This is a genomic window from Gemmatimonadota bacterium, from assembly GCA_016719105.1.
Lineage (GTDB): Bacteria > Gemmatimonadota > Gemmatimonadetes > Gemmatimonadales > Gemmatimonadaceae > SCN-70-22.
On sequence record JADKAQ010000001.1, the window covers coordinates 735,794 to 752,728 of the forward strand.

The window sequence follows — 16,935 nt, forward strand, 5'->3', positions numbered from 1 at the left end:
GGCGGGTGCCACGCGGCCGTCTGCGAAACCGGCGGCGTCCCTCACGGGGGCGCCGCCGGTTCTCGTACCAACGATCGTGCGACGGCGTCTAGAGCCGCGGCAACGTCACCCCTTGCTGTCCCTGATACTTGCCGGCCTTGTCCTTGTACGACACGAGCGGCGGCTCCCCCTTGAAGAAGAGGACCTGCGCGATCCCCTCGTTGGCGTAGATCTTGGCCGGAAGCGGCGTCGTGTTGGAGATCTCCAACGTCACGTGGCCTTCCCACTCGGGCTCGAACGGCGTGACGTTGGTGATGATGCCGCAGCGGGCGTAGGTCGACTTGCCCACGGTGATCGTCACGACGTCGCGCGGGATGCGGAAATACTCCACCGAGCGCGCCAGCGCGAACGAATTGGGCGGGACGATGCACACGTCGCCTTCGAATTCGACGAACGACTTGGGGTCGAAGTTCTTGGGGTCGACGATCGAGTTCAGCACGTTGGTGAAGATCCGGAACTCGCGGGCCACGCGCATGTCGTAGCCGTAGGAACTCACGCCGTACGAGATGACCCCCGACCGCACCTGGCTCGATTCATACGGTTCGATCATCCCGTGCTTCGTGGCCATCTCCGTGATCCACCGATCGTTCTGAATCGACATGCAGGAACGCTCCCAGGAGTGTGAGGGACGTATGAGCCATCGCCGTTCGCGTTAGGACCGCTCGGTGCGAACGCGCGCGGGAAAGCTAACGCGCGCGAGTGGCCGAGGGGATGCGTCGATACTTCGGCCACGGGCCTGTCGCCACCTGGCGGCGTCCGCGGAGCGGCGCCACGCGGGGAGCCGCGACGCTCGGCGAGCGGCGGCGCGCGGGAACGGTGAACGGGCGCGCGTGACGAGGGGCGCGGGGGGGAGTCGAGCCGGAATATCGGTACAAGCCTCGAACCGCCTCAACTCGCTCGCATTCTTCGCGTTACGTCCGTTGACACCCTCCTACCTTGTCGGGTAGGTTACCCGCGCTGAACACGTGAAATGTTTCACGAACTTCGGAGCACGTTGGGAGCGTCATGGATCGAACGTACCTGCCCGTCCTGCTGCTGCTCGGCTTCGTTCTGGTGAACGCCGTCCTGATCATCGCGTTGTCGACGCTGGTCATCCGGCGTCGCCCGACGCCGGTGAAGGACACCCCGTACGAATCCGGCATTCCTCCGTTGGGGGACGCGCGGGAGCGCTTCTCGGTGAAGTTCTACATGGTCGCGATGTTGTTCATCATCTTCGACATCGAAACCGTCTTCATGATCCCGTGGGGGGTCTACTACCGCCAGCTGTCGTGCAAGGTGGCCTTGGTCGGGAGTGCGTGCCCGGCCGGAAACATCTCGTTCTTCGGACTCGGGGAGATGCTGGTCTTCATGGCCATCCTCGTGGTCGGCTTCGTCTACGTCTGGAAGAAGGGAGCGCTGCAATGGGACTAGCCCCTCGTCCTGAGCCGAGCGTCGTCTCCTATGATCCGCAGTCGCAGGAAGGGTGGATCACGACCCGTCTCGACATGCTGGTGAATTGGGGCCGTGCGAATTCGCTGTGGCCGATGCCGTTCGGGACCGCCTGCTGCGCCATCGAGTTCATGGCGTCGGCCGCGTCGCGCTTCGACCTCGCGCGCTTCGGGATGGAGCGGATGTCATTCTCGCCGCGCCAGGCCGATGTGCTGATCTGTGCCGGCCGCGTCCCGTTCAAGCTGGCCCCGGTCATCCGGCGCATCTATCAGCAGATGCCGCAGCCCAAGTGGGTGATCTCGATGGGGGCCTGCGCCTCGTCGGGCGGGATGTTCGACACGTACGCGGTGACGCAGGGGATCGATACGATCATCCCGGTCGACGTGTACGTGCCGGGGTGCCCGCCGCGTCCCGAGGGGCTGATGTACGGCATCATGATGCTGCAGGAGAAGGTGAAGCGCGAGCGCATGAGCAACGAGTCGCTGCGCGATGAGCTCGAACCCGATCCGTCGAGCAACCTGTACATCCCGCCGTCGGTCATCGACGAACTGTCGGAGCCGTTCGGCAACTCGGTTCATCAAACCCGGTCCGGGCTGTGAGCGCACCCTTCACGATCATCCACGCCGGGCAGGCGACTCCCGGCGCCCCAGCGCCGCGCACTCCAACCGCGCTGGCGCATCGCGGCGGCGCGGCCAACCCGAGCGTCGAAACGCTCAAGGCGCGCTTTCCGCAGTTCTTCGTTAGCGCCGAGGTCATCTGGGGCGAGACGACGGTCTACATCGCCCCCGCGGGAGCGCTGGAGGTCGTGCGTTGGCTGCACGACGACGCCGGCGAGCAGTACGACTATCTCGTCGACGTGACGGCGGTCGAGTATCGCGACATGGAGCAGCCCATCGAGGTCGTGTGGCACCTGCGCTCGATCCCGTACCGGCGCTTCCTTCGCGTGAAGGCGCAGCTCCCCAAGGGCGAGCCGCTGCGGGTGCCGAGCGTGTACCCGGTGTACAAGGGGGCCGATTGGCTCGAGCGCGAGTGCTACGACATGTTCGGCATCGTCTTCGAGGGGCACCCTGACCTGCGCCGCATCCTGATGTGGGAGCAGTATCGCGAAGGGTTCCCGCTGCGGAAGGACTTCCCGCTGCGTGGGCGTTTCTCGCGTGCGGAGCAGCTGCGCCAGGCGCTCTCGGCCAATCCCGAGGCCAAGTACTCGATGGAAGAGCTCACCATCGCCGACGCGTTCGAGGACCTGCCCAGCGAGATGCGGCAGCGCCTGAGCGGCGGCGAACGGACGGGAGAGTAGCCGTGGCCACGAAGCGAACGATCGAAGTCGCGCTCTCGACCAGCGGGTTGGACCGGGAAGGGCGCCCACAGCGCGTCCCGCTCGTGGTGAACGAGGCGGGGCAGGTGACGACGATGGAGGCCCCGCCGGCGCTGGAGCCGGAACTCGAGGGCGAGCACATGCTGATCAACATCGGGCCGCAGCACCCCGCCACGCACGGCGTGTTGCGGCTGGTGCTCGAGCTCGATGGCGAGACGGTGGTGCGCTGCATCCCGCACATCGGCTACCTGCACTGCGGCTTCGAGAAGATCGGCGAGTATCGCCAGTACAACCAGATCATCCCCTGGACCGACCGCGAGGACTACCTCAACTCGCCGGGGAACAACATCGCCTTCGCGTTAGGTGCGGAGCGGCTGTTCGGCGTGGAGATCACCGAGCGCTGCACGGTACTGCGGATCATCGCGCTGGAGCTGTCGCGGATCATCTCGCACCTCGTGTGGGTCGGGACGACGTGCATCGACATCGGGGCGTTCACGCCATTCCTGTGGGCCTTCCAGGAGCGCGAGAACATCTACAACCTGCTCGAGGGGTGGGTCGGGGCGCGCCTCACGACGAGCATCTCGCGGGTGGGCGGGATGGCGGCCGACATTCCCGATGGCTGGCTCGACGGGCTCAAGGGCTTCCTCAAGACCTTCCCCAAGACGGTCGCCGAAGTAGACAAGATGATCACGCGCCACGGCATCTGGGTGGGGCGCACGATCGGGTTAGGCGTCATGACGCCGCAGGAGGCGCTGAACTACGGACTGTCGGGGCCGATGGCGCGCGCCTCGGGCGTGGCGTGGGATACGCGGCGCGACTTCCCGTACCTCGGCTACGAGACCTACGACTTCGACGTCCCGGTGGGCGTGAACGGCGACGTGTACGACCGGTTCCTGGTGCGCATGGAGGAGATGCGGCAGTCGGTGCGCATCCTCGAGCAGGCAGTACAGCGCCTGCCGGACGGCCCGGTGAATGTCGACGACCCGCGTCTCATCCTCCCGCCCAAGCACAAGGCGACGAGCGAGATGGAGTCGATGATCCATCACTTCAAGCTCGTGATGGAAGGGCCGCGCCCGCCGGCGGGGGAGTCGTACGTGGCGGTGGAGAGCCCCAAGGGCGAGAAGGGCTACTACTTCGTCTCCGACGGGTCGTCCAAGCCGGTGCGCTGGCGCATCCGGCCCCCCGCCTTCGTCAACCTCAGCGCGATCCCGAAGATGGTCGAGGGGCACCTCCTCTCCGACGTCATCGCGATCAATGCGAGCATCGATATCGTCATGGGAGAGATCGACCGATGAGCCACGGACCTTCCGCCGCCGGTGGCGCGGTGCTCAAGCCGTCGCATGGCCATCACGACGAACCGCACGTCCCGGTCTTCACGGGCGCGGCGCGCGTCAAGCTCGATGAGATCATCGCGCGCTATCCCACCAAGCAAGCCGCGCTGCTGCCCGCGCTCTGGATGCTGCAGGAAGCGCGTGGCTGGGTGAGCGAACCGGGGATGGCGGAGATCGCGGCGCTGCTCGACATCACGCCGGCGTACGTGAAGGGCGTGGTGACGTTCTACACCATGTACCACCAGCATCCGGTCGGGAAGTACTTCATCCAGGTGTGCACCACGTCGCCCTGCAACGTGTGCGGGGCGGAGGATGTGGTGAAGGCCTTCCTCGACAAGACCGGCTGCGGCGAGTTGGGGGTCACCTCCGACGACGGACGCTACACCGTGATCGAGGTCGAGTGCCTCGGCGCCTGCGGCTTCGCGACGCGTCATGGCGACGCCAGTCCTGGAGTCGATCAGCCCGAGACGGTGCCCGAGTCCGTCACGCCGGAGCCGTGCCGCTCGGCTTCCCGTCCCGGTCTTCCCGAGCTATGGGTTACCCGCACCAGCCACATCCCCGCGAGACCGTCGTCCTGTCGAAGCACTTCGGCGATGCCGAGGCGCGTTCGCTCGACGGCTGGAAGAAACGCGGCGGCTACAAGGCGCTGGAGATGGCGTTAGGCATGGACCCGGTCGCCATCCAGAACATCGTGAAGGACTCGGGGCTGCGCGGGCGCGGTGGCGCCGGCTTCCCCACGGGGCTCAAGTGGTCGTTCATGAAGATCGGCGACGGCAAGCCGCACTACCTGTGCTGCAACGCCGACGAGTCCGAGCCCGGGACGTTCAAGGACCGCGAGATCATGCGCTGGACCCCGCACGCGCTCATCGAGGGCGTGGCGATCGGTGCCTACGCGATCGGGGCCGAGACGGCGTACATCTACATCCGTGGGGAGTTCACGGAGCCCATCCAGCGCATGGAAGCGGCGCTGGCCGAGGCGCGCGCGGCCGGCGTGATCGGTACGAACGCGATGGGGACCGGCAAGACGGTCAACGTCTGGGTGCACAAGGGCGCGGGTGCCTACATCTGCGGTGAAGAAACCGCGCTGATGAACTCGATCGAGGGACGCCGCGGCAACCCGCGCATCAAGCCGCCCTTCCCGGCGGTGGCCGGGCTGTTCGGCAAGCCCACGACGATCAACAACGTCGAGACGCTGGCGGCGGTGCCGCACATCCTCACCAACGGCGCCGACTGGTACAAGAAGCTCTCGCGCCCCGACAACCCGAAGTCGACGGGGACCAAGCTGTGGAGCGTGTGCGGCAACATCGCGCGCCCCGGCAACTACGAGGTCCAGATGGGATTCCCGTTCGGCGAGTTCCTCCACGAGGTCTGTGGAGGGGCGCTCCCCGGCCGGAAGCTGAAGGCGATCATCCCCGGTGGATGCTCGGTGCCGATCATCACGATCGAGGAAGCGGAGCAGGGGTTGATGGACTACGAAGGCATGGTCGCCGTCGGCACCATGCTCGGCTCCGCCGGCTGCATCGTGATCGACAACGCCCAGTCGATGCCCAAGCAGATCGCGCGCCTCGCGCGCTTCTATGCGCACGAGAGTTGTGCCCAATGCACGCAGTGCCGCGAAGGGACCGCGTGGACGACGAAGATCCTCGAGCGCATCGTGGCCGGTGACGGCACGGCCGAGGATCTCGACACGCTGCTCGAGATCGGCGAGAACATGACCGGCAAGACCATCTGCGTGCTCAGCGACAGCTGCGCCACGCCAGTGTCGAGCGGACTCAAGCGATTCCGTCACGAATTCGAAGCCCTCATCACGAAGAAGACCGTGCACGCCGTCCCTGTCGTGGTGGCCTGATGGCAGACACGCCCCTCGTCAACCTGACCCATTGAAGGGCGCCCAGTCGCCGTCGCGCCGGGGACGACCATCCTCGAAGCGGCGAAGTCGGCCGGGGTCCTCGTCCCGCATTACTGCTACCATCCGGGACTTCCCGTGGCCGGCGTCTGCCGCATGTGCCTCGTGGAAGTCGAGAAGTTCCCGAAGCTCGCCCCGTCGTGCGCGACGGCCGTGGCCGAGGGACAGGTGGTGCACGTGCACTCCGAGAAGGCCCGCGAAGCGCGCAAGGGCGTCCTGGAGATGCTGCTGATCAACCACCCGCTCGACTGTCCGATCTGCGATCAGTCCGGCGAGTGCGAACTGCAGGACTACACATATCAGGAAGGGCGCAACGACTCGCGGTATCGCGAGGCCAAGCGCTTCAACCCGGTCGACGACTTCGGGGGCGATGTCCTCTACGTCCAGAACCGCTGCATCCTCTGCACGCGGTGTGTCCGCTTCATGGACGACGTGGCCAAGGACACGGTGCTGAACGTCAGCGAGCGCGGCGACCGCGCCTTCATCGGCAAGTTCGAGGGGAAGGACCTCACGCATCCGTGGGCGGCAAACGTCGTCGACCTCTGCCCCGTCGGCGCGCTGCTCTCGAAGGACTTTCTCAACAAGGCGCGTGCGTGGGAGCTCGATCGCACGGCCTCGGTGTGCACCGGCTGCTCGCAGGGGTGCAACATCATCGTCGAGACGCGCGACAACACGGTCATGCGCCTGCGTCCGCGCTCCAACGAGAGCGTGAACCAGTTCTTCATGTGTGACCACGGGCGCGGCAACTACCGCTGGCTCAACCGCCGCGACCGGCTCGAGTCGCCGAGCATCCTTGGCGCGAGTGGCCACGCGTCGTGGACTGGGACGTCGCGCTCGAAGGAGCCGCCCGTGTCCTGAAGGGGAAGAAGATCTTCGTCCTCGCCTCACCCAATCTCTCCAACGAAGCGCTGCATCTGCTGTCGCGCCTCGTGAAGAAGTCGGGCGGTACGGGGGCCTATCGCGTGGAGCAGGGGACCGTCGCCGCGCTGCCCGGCGCTCCGGATCTCGCGCTGCGCGCCGACCGTGCCGCCAATGCCACCGGAGCACAACTCCTGGGCTTCACGCGTCACGCGTCGCCGCTCGACCTCCTGCAACCGGGTGACGCACTCGTGGTCGCCGACCAGGACCTCGCCCCCGGCGACGCCGCGGCGGTGAGCCGCGCGTCGGTCGTCGTCGTCGTGGGGACGGCCATGCCGGCCAACCTTCCCAAGGCCGATATCATCCTCCCCATCGCCAACGTGGTGGAAGAGGAGGGGACGTTCACCAATCTCCGCGGCCGAGTGCAACGCTTCCTGCAGGCCAAGGCGACGCAGGGGATGGCGCGCCCGAGTTGGTACGTCCTCTCCGACCTGTTGGGTGCCATGGGCGAGAAGGCCGAGTACTTCACGGCGTCGGACGCCTTCGCCGCGCTTGCCGCGGCCGAGCAGGCCTTTGCCGGGTTGTCGTACGACACGTTAGGGCTGCGCGGCCTGCCCGTCGTCGACGCGGCCTCCTTCGCGGAGGCCGCCCGATGAGCGCCTTCCTCGCGATGCCCGCACTGCTGCAGGCGGCGGTTGATCCGCAGGCTGCTCCGAACTTCTGGCCCTGGTTCCTGGCCACGGCGCTCAAGCTGCTGGTCTTCTTCACGCTGTACATGGTGATCGTCGCCTACTCCACGCTGGCCGAGCGCAAGATCTCGGCGTGGATCCAGGGGCGGCACGGTCCCAATCGCGTCGGCCCGCGCGGCTATTTCCAGCCGCTGGCCGACGGCGTGAAGAACTTCATGAAGGAAGAGACGCTCCCGCCGCACGTGAACAAGGCGCTCTTCATCATCGCGCCGATGTTGTCGTTCGTGCCGGCGCTGATGGTGTGGGCGATCATCCCGTGGGGGGCGGCCTACGCGTCGCCGTGGGGCCGCATCGACATGGTGCTCGCCGACCTGCCGATCGGTTTCCTGTTCACGCTCGGTATCGGGTCGCTCGGCGTGTACGGGATCGTGCTCGCCGGCTGGGGCTCGAACAACAAGTACGCGCTGCTGGGCGGACTCCGCTCGAGCGCGCAGATGATCTCCTACGAGATCTCGATGGGCATGTCGCTGATCCCCGTCTTGCTGCTGGCGGGGAACGTGACGATGCGAACGATCGTGAACCAGCAGGCCGAGATGCACGCGTGGAACGTCGTCACGCTCTCGGTGGCCTTCGTGACGTACCTCATCTCCGCCTTCGCCGAGACCAACCGCCTCCCGTTCGACCTCCCCGAGGCCGAGTCGGAGCTGGTGACCGGGTACCACACCGAGTACTCGGCGATGAAGTTCTCGATGTTCATGATCGCCGAGTACGCCAACATGGTCACGCAGTCGGCGATGCTGGCGACGCTCTTCTTCGGCGGGTGGGACATCCCGTTCATGACGGCCGACAACACCGGGGCGGTGAGTGGCCCGCTCGTGCTGCTGTCGGTGATCATCATGATGGCGAAGACGCTCTTCTTCATGTTCTTCTACATCTGGATCCGCTGGACGCTTCCGCGCTTCCGGTATGACCAGCTGATGTCGTTGGGATGGAAGCTCCTCCTCCCGCTGGCGCTGGGCTACATCGTCATCGTGGCCTCGCTGATGCTGGCGCTCGACGCCATGGGGATCGAGCGCGGGCTCGCGTACGCGGGGATCTTCCTGGCGGTCAATGCGGTCATCCTGTTCATCGCCTTCTCGCTCATCGACCGCGGCCGCGTGCTGAGCCCGGCGTACGGACGCGCGTCGGCGGAGGAACTGGCCAGGCTGCGCGGCATCACCGCAGCGCGCGCGAATCTCTCGACCCAGGCAGGCGACTAATGGCCATCAACGTGAAGGTCGTGGACCGTCCCCTCTCGGAGACGAGCTACGTCCGGGCAACGCTGAAGGGGCTGGGCAACACCTTCAAGCACCTCATCGATCCCCACAAGGTGACCACGCAGTATCCCGAGCAGCGCGAGAGCATCTCGCCGCGCTGGCGCGGGACGCATCGCATGCTCACCACCGAGGACGGCAAGGCGAAGTGCGTGGCGTGCGGACTCTGCCCCACGGTGTGCCCCGCCAACTGCATCAAGCTGGTCCCGGGTGAGGACGAGCAGGGGAACCGCTATCCGCTCGTCTTCGAGATCGACGAGTTCCGCTGCATCTTCTGCGGCTACTGCCAGGAAGTGTGCCCCGAGGAGGCGATCCACCTCGGAAGGCACTACGAGAATGCCGAGTATTCGCGCGAAGGCTTCGTCTACGACCTCGAGCGCCTGATGGCCCAGACGCACCCGGTGTGCGAGATGTGGGACCCGGCCGACCCGAAAGGCGAGTAATGCCGAACTTCTTCTACGAGCTTCACTTCTATCTCTTCGGGCTGCTCGCGATCGCCTCGGCGCTCGCGTTCGTGACCCGCAAGAGCCCCGTGGCGGCGGCGCTGTGGCTGGTGCAGACCATGTTCTGCCTCGCCGCGCTCTACGTCATGATGGACGCGCACTTCGTCGGCGCCATCCAGGTGCTGGTCTATGCCGGTGCCATCATGGTGGTCTTCCTCTTCGTCGTCATGCTGCTCAACCTCGGGCATCCCGACGAGCTGTCGGACCTGCGCGGCAAGTGGGGGCGGATCGCGGCCGGCTTGTTAGGCATCGCCCTGCTGGCACAGGTGATGGCGCTCGGGCGCACACGCCCCGAGGCGTCCCTGGTGCAGAGTGACTTCGCGCGCGCCGAGAGCCTCAAGGATCTCAACGCCGTGAGCGCGATCGCCAAGCCGCTCTTCAGCGACAACCTGCTCGCCTTCGAACTCACGAGCATCCTGCTCCTCGTGGCCATCGTCGGCGCCGTCGTCCTCGGCAAACGGAGGGCCTCCGCATGATGGTTCCCGAAGCGCTCGCGCTGTCCGCGGTGCTGTTCAGCATCGGGGTGATTGGTGTCCTCACCCGCCGCAACGCGATCATCATCTTCATGTGCGTCGAGCTCATGCTCAACGCGGTCAACCTGTCGTTCGTCGCCTTCTCCAGGTTGTACGGGATGACGGGACAGGTGTTCGTGGTGTTCGTCATGACCGTTGCCGCGGCTGAAGCCGCGGTGGGGCTCGCGATCATCATCTCGATTTTCCGCCACCGCCAGACGGTGGACCTCACGAACATCAATCTCCTCAAGGGCTGATGCTCCTCCAGGAAGCGGCAGCCGCCGGAGCGCACCCACTCGCCGGGACCGTGGCCGAGTGGATCTGGCTCGTCCCGATCCTCCCGCTGATCGGGTTCCTCATCAACGGCCTTCTCGCGCTCACCAGCGTGGCGAAGACGGGACCCAAGAATCCGTCGACGCACCACGCGCACCACGACGATCACGGGGACGCGCACGGTCACGGGCACGACGATCACGGTCATGGGCACGGCCACGACGACCATCACGCGCCGCCGCGGCACAAGCACGCGGGGCTCGTGAGCATCGTCGGGCCGGCGGTGCTCGCCGCGGCCTTCGTCCTCACCGCCACGATCTTCTTCGCACTGTCCGGTGCGCACGCCGAGCAGCCGTTCGTGAAGACGCTGTTCTCGTGGATGGCGGTCGGTGACCTGCGCATCGACGCGGCCTTCCAGGTCGACCAGCTCTCGATGGTGATGGCGATGGTCATCACCGGCGTCGGGACGCTGATCCACCTGTTCTCGGTCGGCTACATGCAGGACGACCCGGGGTACCCGCGCTACTTCGCGTACCTCAACCTGTTCGTCTTCTTCATGCTCATCCTGGTGCTGGGCGCCAACTACCCGCTGCTCTTCGTCGGGTGGGAAGGGGTGGGGCTGTGCTCGTACCTGCTGATCGGCTTCTGGTTCTCGGAGAAGGCGAACGCGGACGCGGGCAAGAAGGCGTTCATCGTCAACCGCATCGGCGACTTCGGCTTCCTCGTCGCCATGTTCCTGCTCTTCTCCAACCTGGGGACGCTGGACTTTGCCGGCGTCAACGCCGGGGCCGCGCAGTTTGCCCCTGGCGGCGCGCTGGTGACGGCGATCTGCCTCTTCATGTTCCTCGGGTGCACGGGCAAGAGCGCGCAGATCCCACTCTACGTCTGGCTTCCCGACGCCATGGCGGGCCCGACACCGGTCTCGGCGCTCATCCACGCGGCGACCATGGTGACCGCGGGCGTGTATCTCATCGCCCGCAGCGCGGTCCTCTTCTCGCTGTCGCCGGTGGCCTCGCTCACCGTCGCCTTCGTCGGGGCGCTCACCGCGCTCTTCGCGGCGACGATCGGGCTCAAGCAGTGGGACATCAAGAAGGTCCTCGCGTACTCCACCGTCTCGCAGCTCGGCTACATGTTCGTGGGCGTGGGGGTTGGAGCATACGCGGCGGGGGTCTTCCACCTGGTCACGCACGCCTTCTTCAAGGCGCTCCTGTTCCTCGGGTCGGGGTCGGTGATCTACGCCATGCACCGGGCGTATCACCACACCGGGAACCATGACGACGCGCAGGACATGCGCAACATGGGCGGGCTCCGGAAGTTCATGCCCGTGACGTTCAACCTGATGTGGATCGCCACACTGGCGATTGCCGGCATCCCACCGTTTGCGGGCTTCTTCTCGAAGGACGAAATCCTCGGCTCGGTCTTCGCGCGCACGCACGGGTCGACGCTCGCCGAGGCGAGCTGGCTCGGCATCCCGGGGAGCGCGCTGCTCTACGCCATCTACGCGATCGGACTCACCTCGGCGCTCCTGACGGCGATCTACATGACGCGCATGATGCTCTACACCTTCCACGGCCCCAACCGGAGCGGCGAGAAGGAGCAGGGGCACCTGCACGAGGCGCCGTGGATCATGACCGGACCGCTGGCGGTGCTGGGCGTGCTCAGTGCAGCTGGCGGATGGCTCAACCTGCCGACGTTCTTCCCGGCAGGGCCGATCCAGGCGCTGCACCACTGGCTGGAGCCGGTGACGGGGGAGGCGGCGCTGCGCGTGACCAAGGGGCACGAGGCGCATCTCGAGCACAGCACCGAGTACGTCCTGGTCGGCATCGCGATCGCGATTGCCGCCATCGGCATCGCCTTCGCCATCGCGCGCCTCAAGCCGTCGGCGCTCGTCCCCAAGAACCAGTCGCCGGCGTCCGAAGGGATCGACCGGGTGCTGGAGCACAAGTATTTCGTCGACGAAGGGTACGACAAGGTCGTGGTGCAGCCGCTCGTCGGGTTCTCGCGTGCCGTCCTGTGGAAGGGGATGGATGCGGGGATCATCGACGGGCTGTTGGTGAACGGGAGCGCGCAGTTGGCCCGCGGCATCGGCTGGGTGGGTGCGCGGGTCCAGTCGGGCCAGGTGGGGACATACGCCTGGGTGCTCATCATCGGCGTCGTCGCGGTACTCGGCGCTTTCTCCCTGCGATAGACCGATGCAAGCCTTGCTCGAATCGATCGGGTACAACTCCTGGGTCCTCCCGGCGCTGCTGATCATTCCGGTGATCGGCGCGCTCCTGGTGTGGCTGCATGGCGCGACGCTCAAGGGGGCGTCGGGCGATGCGCTGGCCAGTGCCGAAGGGACGGCCCGGGTCATGACGCTCGCCATCTTCCTTCTCGAGTTTGTCGTCTCGATCGGCCTCTGGTGGTCGTTCGACCCGACGTCCAGCGGCTGGCAGGCCGGCTTCGACGCCCCGTGGATCGAGTCGTGGGGCTCGCGCTTCTCGCTCGGGATCGACGGCCTGTCGCTCATGATGGTGTTGCTCACCACCTTCCTGATGCCACTGGCCGTCCTTGGCGGCTGGACGAGCATCTCGAAGAAGGTGCACGCCTATCACGCCCTCATGCTCCTCCTCACGGTGGGGATGCTCGGCGTCTTCGTGGCGCGCGACCTCTTCCTGTTCTACGTGATGTGGGAAGTGATGCTCATCCCGATGTACTTCATCGTCGGGATCTGGGGCGGGGAACGGCGCATCTACGCGTCCTTGAAGTTCTTCATCTACACGATGTTCGGCTCGCTCCTGATGCTGGTCGCCATCGTGTACCTCGGCTACCAGGCCGGGCTCGCCGACGGACGGCCGAACTTCTCGTACGACGCCATCATGGCGGTGAGCGAGCTGCAACCCAAGGTGGCCTTCTGGCTCTTCCTCGCCTTCTTCGTGGCCTTCGCGGTGAAGGTCCCGATGTTCCCGTTCCACACGTGGCTGCCTGACGCGCACGTCGAGGCGCCTACGGCAGGGTCGGTCATCCTGGCCGGCATCCTGCTCAAGCTCGGCACCTACGGATTCCTGCGCCTGGCGATCCCGCTCTTCCCGGGGATCGCGATGCACGAGACGGTGCGCGCGGTGATCATCGCGCTCAGCGTGATCGGGGTGATCTACGGATCGCTCGTCGCGCTGGTGCAGCCCGACTTCAAGAAGCTCGTCGCGTACTCATCGGTCGCCCACCTCGGCATGGTCATGCTCGGCATCTTCGCCATGACCACCGAGAGCGTGCAGGGGGCGCTGATGGTGATGATCGGCCACGGCGTCTCGACCGGCGCGCTGTTTTTCCTCATCGGCATGATCTACGAGCGGAAGCACTCGCGCCTCATCGCCGACTACGGCGGTATCGCCAAGGTCGTCCCGATCTTCGCCACGGCGCTGACGGTCGTCGCCCTCAGCTCGATCGGGCTCCCCGGGACCAACGGCTTCATCTCCGAGTTCCTGGTGATGGTCGGCTCGTTCAAGACGGTCCCGTGGATGACGACCATCTCGGCGTTAGGCGTGATCCTGGCGGCGGCCTACATGCTGTGGGCCGTGCAGCGGATCCTGTACAACCCGCTCGACAAGCCGGCCAATGCGCAGCTGACGGACCTCAACTGGCGCGAGATCACGCTGTTGGCGCCGCTCCTCTTCCTCATCATCTGGATGGGCGTCTACCCCAAGCCGGTCCTGTCCCGCATGGAAGCGTCGGCGGCCAAGTTCGTGCAGCAGGTGGAGACGCGTGCGGCCGCACAGCAAGCCACGATGAGCATCGCCACGGGAGGGAACTGAGATGCACTACGATCTCTCCATCCCCGCGCAGCTCACCATGGCGCTGGGCCCCGATCTCGTCCTGCTCGGCGGGGCGATGGTCCTGATGCTCGCCGCGGCCTGGGGGCCTGATTCCATTGCCCGGCAGCGCAGCGTTGGGCTGGCCAGCATCGGGCTCGCCGTCGTCGTCCTCGTGGCCGTGGTCTTCACCGCGACGCGCAATCCGACAGCCGGCGCCGGCGTCATCGCCGTCGATGGTTTCCGCTGGGCGGCCGACGCACTGTTCCTCCTGGCCGCCATCATCGCGATCGCCCTCTCGGTCGACTACAACGCCCGCGAAGGGATCCTCGCGGGAGAGGCGCACGTCCTCACCATCTTCGCCGTCGGCGGGATGATGTTGATGGCGGCCGCACGCGACCTCATGGTGCTCTTCCTCGGCATCGAGTTGATGTCGATTGCCGTGTATGTCCTGGCGGGGCTCAACCGTCGCAGCGCGCGCGCCGCCGAAGGGTCGCTCAAGTACTTCCTGCTCGGCGCCTTCTCGACGGCGTTCCTGTTGTATGGCATCGCACTCGTCTACGGCGCCACCGGGTCGACCAACCTGACCGAGATCGGGGCGCGCATCGCCTCGCTCAACCTGTCCCAGTCGCCCATGCTCCTCGTGGGCGTAGCGCTCCTGTTGGTGGGCTTCGGCTTCAAGCTGGCGGCCGCCCCGTTCCACATGTGGGCCCCCGACGTGTACGAAGGGGCGCCGACGCCGATCTCGGGCTTCATGGCTGCCGGCGTGAAGGCCGCGGCCTTCGCCGCCTTCCTCCGCGTCTGGCTCGAAGCATTCCCGGGGGTGTACGCCGAGTGGCACAAGGCGGTCTGGTGGATCGCGGCCACGACGATGATCGTCGGCAACATCATCGCCCTGCAGCAGAAGAACCTGAAGCGCATGCTGGCGTACTCCAGCATCGGCCACACGGGCTTCATCCTCGTCGCGCTGGCAGCCGGAACACCGCAGGCGGCGACGGCCTTCCTGTTCTACCTGTTCGCGTACACCCTCGCGACCATGGGGGCATTCGCCGTCCTCATCGCCGTCGGGCAGTCGGGGAGCTCCGGCGATCGGATCGAGGACCTCCACGGCCTCTGGAACACCAATCCAGGGCTCGCGATCTCCATGATGGTCTTCATGCTCGCGCTGCTTGGCTTCCCGGTGTTCGGCGGCATGGGCTTCTTCGCCAAGTGGTACGTCCTGCAGTCCGCGATTCAGGCACCAGCTCCCCAGATACGTCTGGCGATCGTGCTCGTCCTCACCTCGACCATCTCCGCCGGCTACTACGTTCCGGTCGTCATGGCGATGTTCATGAAGCCCCGCGCCGCCGATGCACCGACCGTTCCGGCCATGCCCGGACTGACCAAGCTGGTGGTGGGCGGGGCTGTCGCACTGATACTCTTCTTCGGGGTCTATCCCGACCCGATTGTCCGACTGGCCAAGGCCTCCAGTTCGTTAGGGGTGCCCGCGGCGACTGGGGCCCCAGCACAACCGGGGGCACCGGCGCCTTCCACCGCGCCGACCACCGGACAGTGACCACAGCGGGGCCGCCACGCGGCCCCGCCTCGTTTACGGCCGCACGACTTCGATATGGCGATCAACGCAGGGATCTTCCGGCAGTATGACATTCGCGGTGTCGTGGGCGACGACCTCACCACCGAGGCCGCCGAAGCGATCGGACGCGCATACGCGGCGCACCTGGCGTCGCGCGGCATCCGCGGCAACGTCGCCGTTGGACGCGACAATCGCCCATCGGGGCTCGCGCTGCGCGATGCGCTGGTCGCCGGCCTCACGGCCTGCGGCGTCGACGTCATCGACATCGGCGTCGTCCCGACCCCGCTCCTGTACTGGAGCCTGCATCATCTCCCGGTCGTTGGGGGGATCCAGATCACCGGCTCCCACAACCCGCCCGAGTACAACGGATTCAAGCTGTGCGTCGGCACCGAATCGCTGCACGGCGCGGGGATCCAGGGGCTCCTGCGCTTTATTCGCGAGGCGAGCTATCCCGCGGGGGAGGGGACCGTCTGCCACGAGGAGATCATCGCGCGTTACATCGATGACATCGTCGCCAAGGTCGGCCCACTCTCGCGACCGCTCAAGGTGGTGATCGACGCCGGCAACGGCGCCGGCGCGCTCGTGGCCGAGGCGCTCTTCTCGCGCCTGGGTGTCGCGGGGAGCTATCTCTTCTGCGAAAGCGACGGGACCTTTCCCAATCACCATCCCGATCCCACGGTGGTGGAGAACCTGCACGACCTCATCGCCGCCGTGCGCATGCAGGGGGCCGATCTGGGGATCGCCTTCGACGGCGATGCCGACCGCATCGGGCTGGTGGATGGCGACGGGACGATCATCTGGGGCGATCACATCCTGATCCTCTATGCCCGCGATGTGCTGGCGCGCACCGGGGGAGGGCAGTCGATCATCTTCGACGTGAAGTGCTCGCAAGCGCTTCCTGACGCCATCGCCAAGGCCGGGGGAACGCCGGTGATGTGGAAGACCGGCCACTCCCTCATCAAGGACAAGATGAAGGAGCTCCACGCACCGGTTGCCGGGGAGATGTCCGGACACATGTTCTTCGCCGAGGGGTTCTACGGGCACGACGACGCGCTCTACGGCGCGGCGCGCCTGCTGCGCATCGTCGCCGACAGCGGGCGCTCGGTGCAGGAGCTGCTGTCCGACGTCCCCCCGTTCTTCTCCACGCCGGAGATTCGCGTGGACTGCGGTGACGAGCGCAAGTTTCCGCTCGTGGAGGCCGCAGCAAAGCACTTCAAGGCGACGCACGACGTGATCGACGTCGACGGGGTGCGCGTCCTCTTCGGCGACGGGTGGGGACTGATTCGGGCGTCCAACACGCAGCCCATCCTGGTCACGCGCTACGAAGCGCTGACGCAGGACCGGCTGCAGGCCATCCGCGACGAGATGGAGGGGTGGCTGCGGTCGCAGGGCGTGAGTCCCTAACGT

Annotated in this window: 16 protein-coding genes; 15 read left to right on the plus strand and 1 reads right to left on the minus strand. The window is 66.3% G+C overall.

All coding sequences use genetic code 11. The features are described from left to right. Positions 1–88 precede the first annotated feature (88 nt). Complete coding sequence (locus IPN47_03245; protein MBK9407061.1) at positions 89–640, minus strand: dCTP deaminase; 552 nt, start codon at positions 638–640, stop codon at positions 89–91. Positions 641–1,044: 404 nt separating this feature from the next. Here IPN47_03245 and IPN47_03250 point away from each other — a divergent pair, with 404 nt between their 5' ends. The 15 genes from IPN47_03250 to IPN47_03320 all read left to right on the plus strand — a co-directional run bounded on the left by IPN47_03250 (position 1,045) and on the right by IPN47_03320 (position 16,932). Further along, entirely contained in the window at positions 1,045–1,449 is a 405-nt protein-coding gene (locus tag IPN47_03250; GenBank protein MBK9407062.1) for an NADH-quinone oxidoreductase subunit A, read from the plus strand. Further along, positions 1,440–2,066 carry an NADH-quinone oxidoreductase subunit NuoB gene (gene nuoB / locus IPN47_03255; protein ID MBK9407063.1) on the plus strand — a complete coding sequence of 209 codons (627 nt, stop codon included), beginning with the start codon at positions 1,440–1,442 and terminating at the stop codon, positions 2,064–2,066. Before IPN47_03250 ends, nuoB begins: the two co-directional genes overlap by 10 nt. A gap of 71 nt (positions 2,067–2,137) precedes the next feature. Then, positions 2,138–2,764, plus strand: a complete 627-nt coding sequence (locus tag IPN47_03260; protein ID MBK9407064.1) for an NADH-quinone oxidoreductase subunit C — start codon at positions 2,138–2,140, stop codon at positions 2,762–2,764. Between the two features lie 113 nt (positions 2,765–2,877). Then, positions 2,878–4,077: an NADH dehydrogenase (quinone) subunit D gene (gene nuoD, locus IPN47_03265; protein MBK9407065.1), complete on the plus strand. Its 1,200-nt coding sequence runs from the start codon at positions 2,878–2,880 to the stop codon at positions 4,075–4,077. Positions 4,078–4,645: 568 nt separating this feature from the next. After that, on the plus strand, positions 4,646–5,962 hold the full coding sequence (nuoF, locus tag IPN47_03270; protein MBK9407066.1) for an NADH-quinone oxidoreductase subunit NuoF: 1,317 nt from the start codon (positions 4,646–4,648) through the stop codon (positions 5,960–5,962). A gap of 153 nt (positions 5,963–6,115) precedes the next feature. Next, entirely contained in the window at positions 6,116–6,877 is a 762-nt protein-coding gene (locus tag IPN47_03275; GenBank protein ID MBK9407067.1) for an NADH dehydrogenase (quinone) subunit G, read from the plus strand. After that, a complete protein-coding gene (locus IPN47_03280) occupies positions 6,835–7,533 on the plus strand; it encodes a molybdopterin-dependent oxidoreductase (protein MBK9407068.1) in 699 nt (232 codons plus the stop codon). Before IPN47_03275 ends, IPN47_03280 begins: the two co-directional genes overlap by 43 nt. A 14-nt stretch (positions 7,534–7,547) precedes the next feature. Next, the gene (nuoH, locus tag IPN47_03285) at positions 7,548–8,825 is read left to right on the plus strand and encodes an NADH-quinone oxidoreductase subunit NuoH (GenBank protein MBK9407069.1); all 1,278 of its coding nucleotides are present in this window, start codon (positions 7,548–7,550) and stop codon (positions 8,823–8,825) included. Next, on the plus strand, positions 8,825–9,322 hold the full coding sequence (locus tag IPN47_03290) for an NADH-quinone oxidoreductase subunit I (protein ID MBK9407070.1): 498 nt from the start codon (positions 8,825–8,827) through the stop codon (positions 9,320–9,322). The genes nuoH and IPN47_03290 overlap by 1 nt, the downstream gene beginning before the upstream one ends. Then, positions 9,322–9,858, plus strand: a complete 537-nt coding sequence (locus IPN47_03295; GenBank protein ID MBK9407071.1) for an NADH-quinone oxidoreductase subunit J — start codon at positions 9,322–9,324, stop codon at positions 9,856–9,858. Before IPN47_03290 ends, IPN47_03295 begins: the two co-directional genes overlap by 1 nt. Beyond that, the gene (nuoK, locus tag IPN47_03300) at positions 9,855–10,151 is read left to right on the plus strand and encodes an NADH-quinone oxidoreductase subunit NuoK (protein ID MBK9407072.1); all 297 of its coding nucleotides are present in this window, start codon (positions 9,855–9,857) and stop codon (positions 10,149–10,151) included. Before IPN47_03295 ends, nuoK begins: the two co-directional genes overlap by 4 nt. Next, entirely contained in the window at positions 10,151–12,355 is a 2,205-nt protein-coding gene (gene nuoL / locus IPN47_03305) for an NADH-quinone oxidoreductase subunit L (GenBank protein ID MBK9407073.1), read from the plus strand. Before nuoK ends, nuoL begins: the two co-directional genes overlap by 1 nt. A 4-nt stretch (positions 12,356–12,359) precedes the next feature. Further along, positions 12,360–13,958, plus strand: a complete 1,599-nt coding sequence (locus IPN47_03310; protein ID MBK9407074.1) for an NADH-quinone oxidoreductase subunit M — start codon at positions 12,360–12,362, stop codon at positions 13,956–13,958. 1 nt (position 13,959) lies between these two features. After that, on the plus strand, positions 13,960–15,510 hold the full coding sequence (locus tag IPN47_03315) for an NADH-quinone oxidoreductase subunit N (protein ID MBK9407075.1): 1,551 nt from the start codon (positions 13,960–13,962) through the stop codon (positions 15,508–15,510). A gap of 60 nt (positions 15,511–15,570) precedes the next feature. Then, the gene (locus IPN47_03320; protein ID MBK9407076.1) at positions 15,571–16,932 is read left to right on the plus strand and encodes a phosphomannomutase/phosphoglucomutase; all 1,362 of its coding nucleotides are present in this window, start codon (positions 15,571–15,573) and stop codon (positions 16,930–16,932) included. Positions 16,933–16,935: the final 3 nt, after the last annotated feature.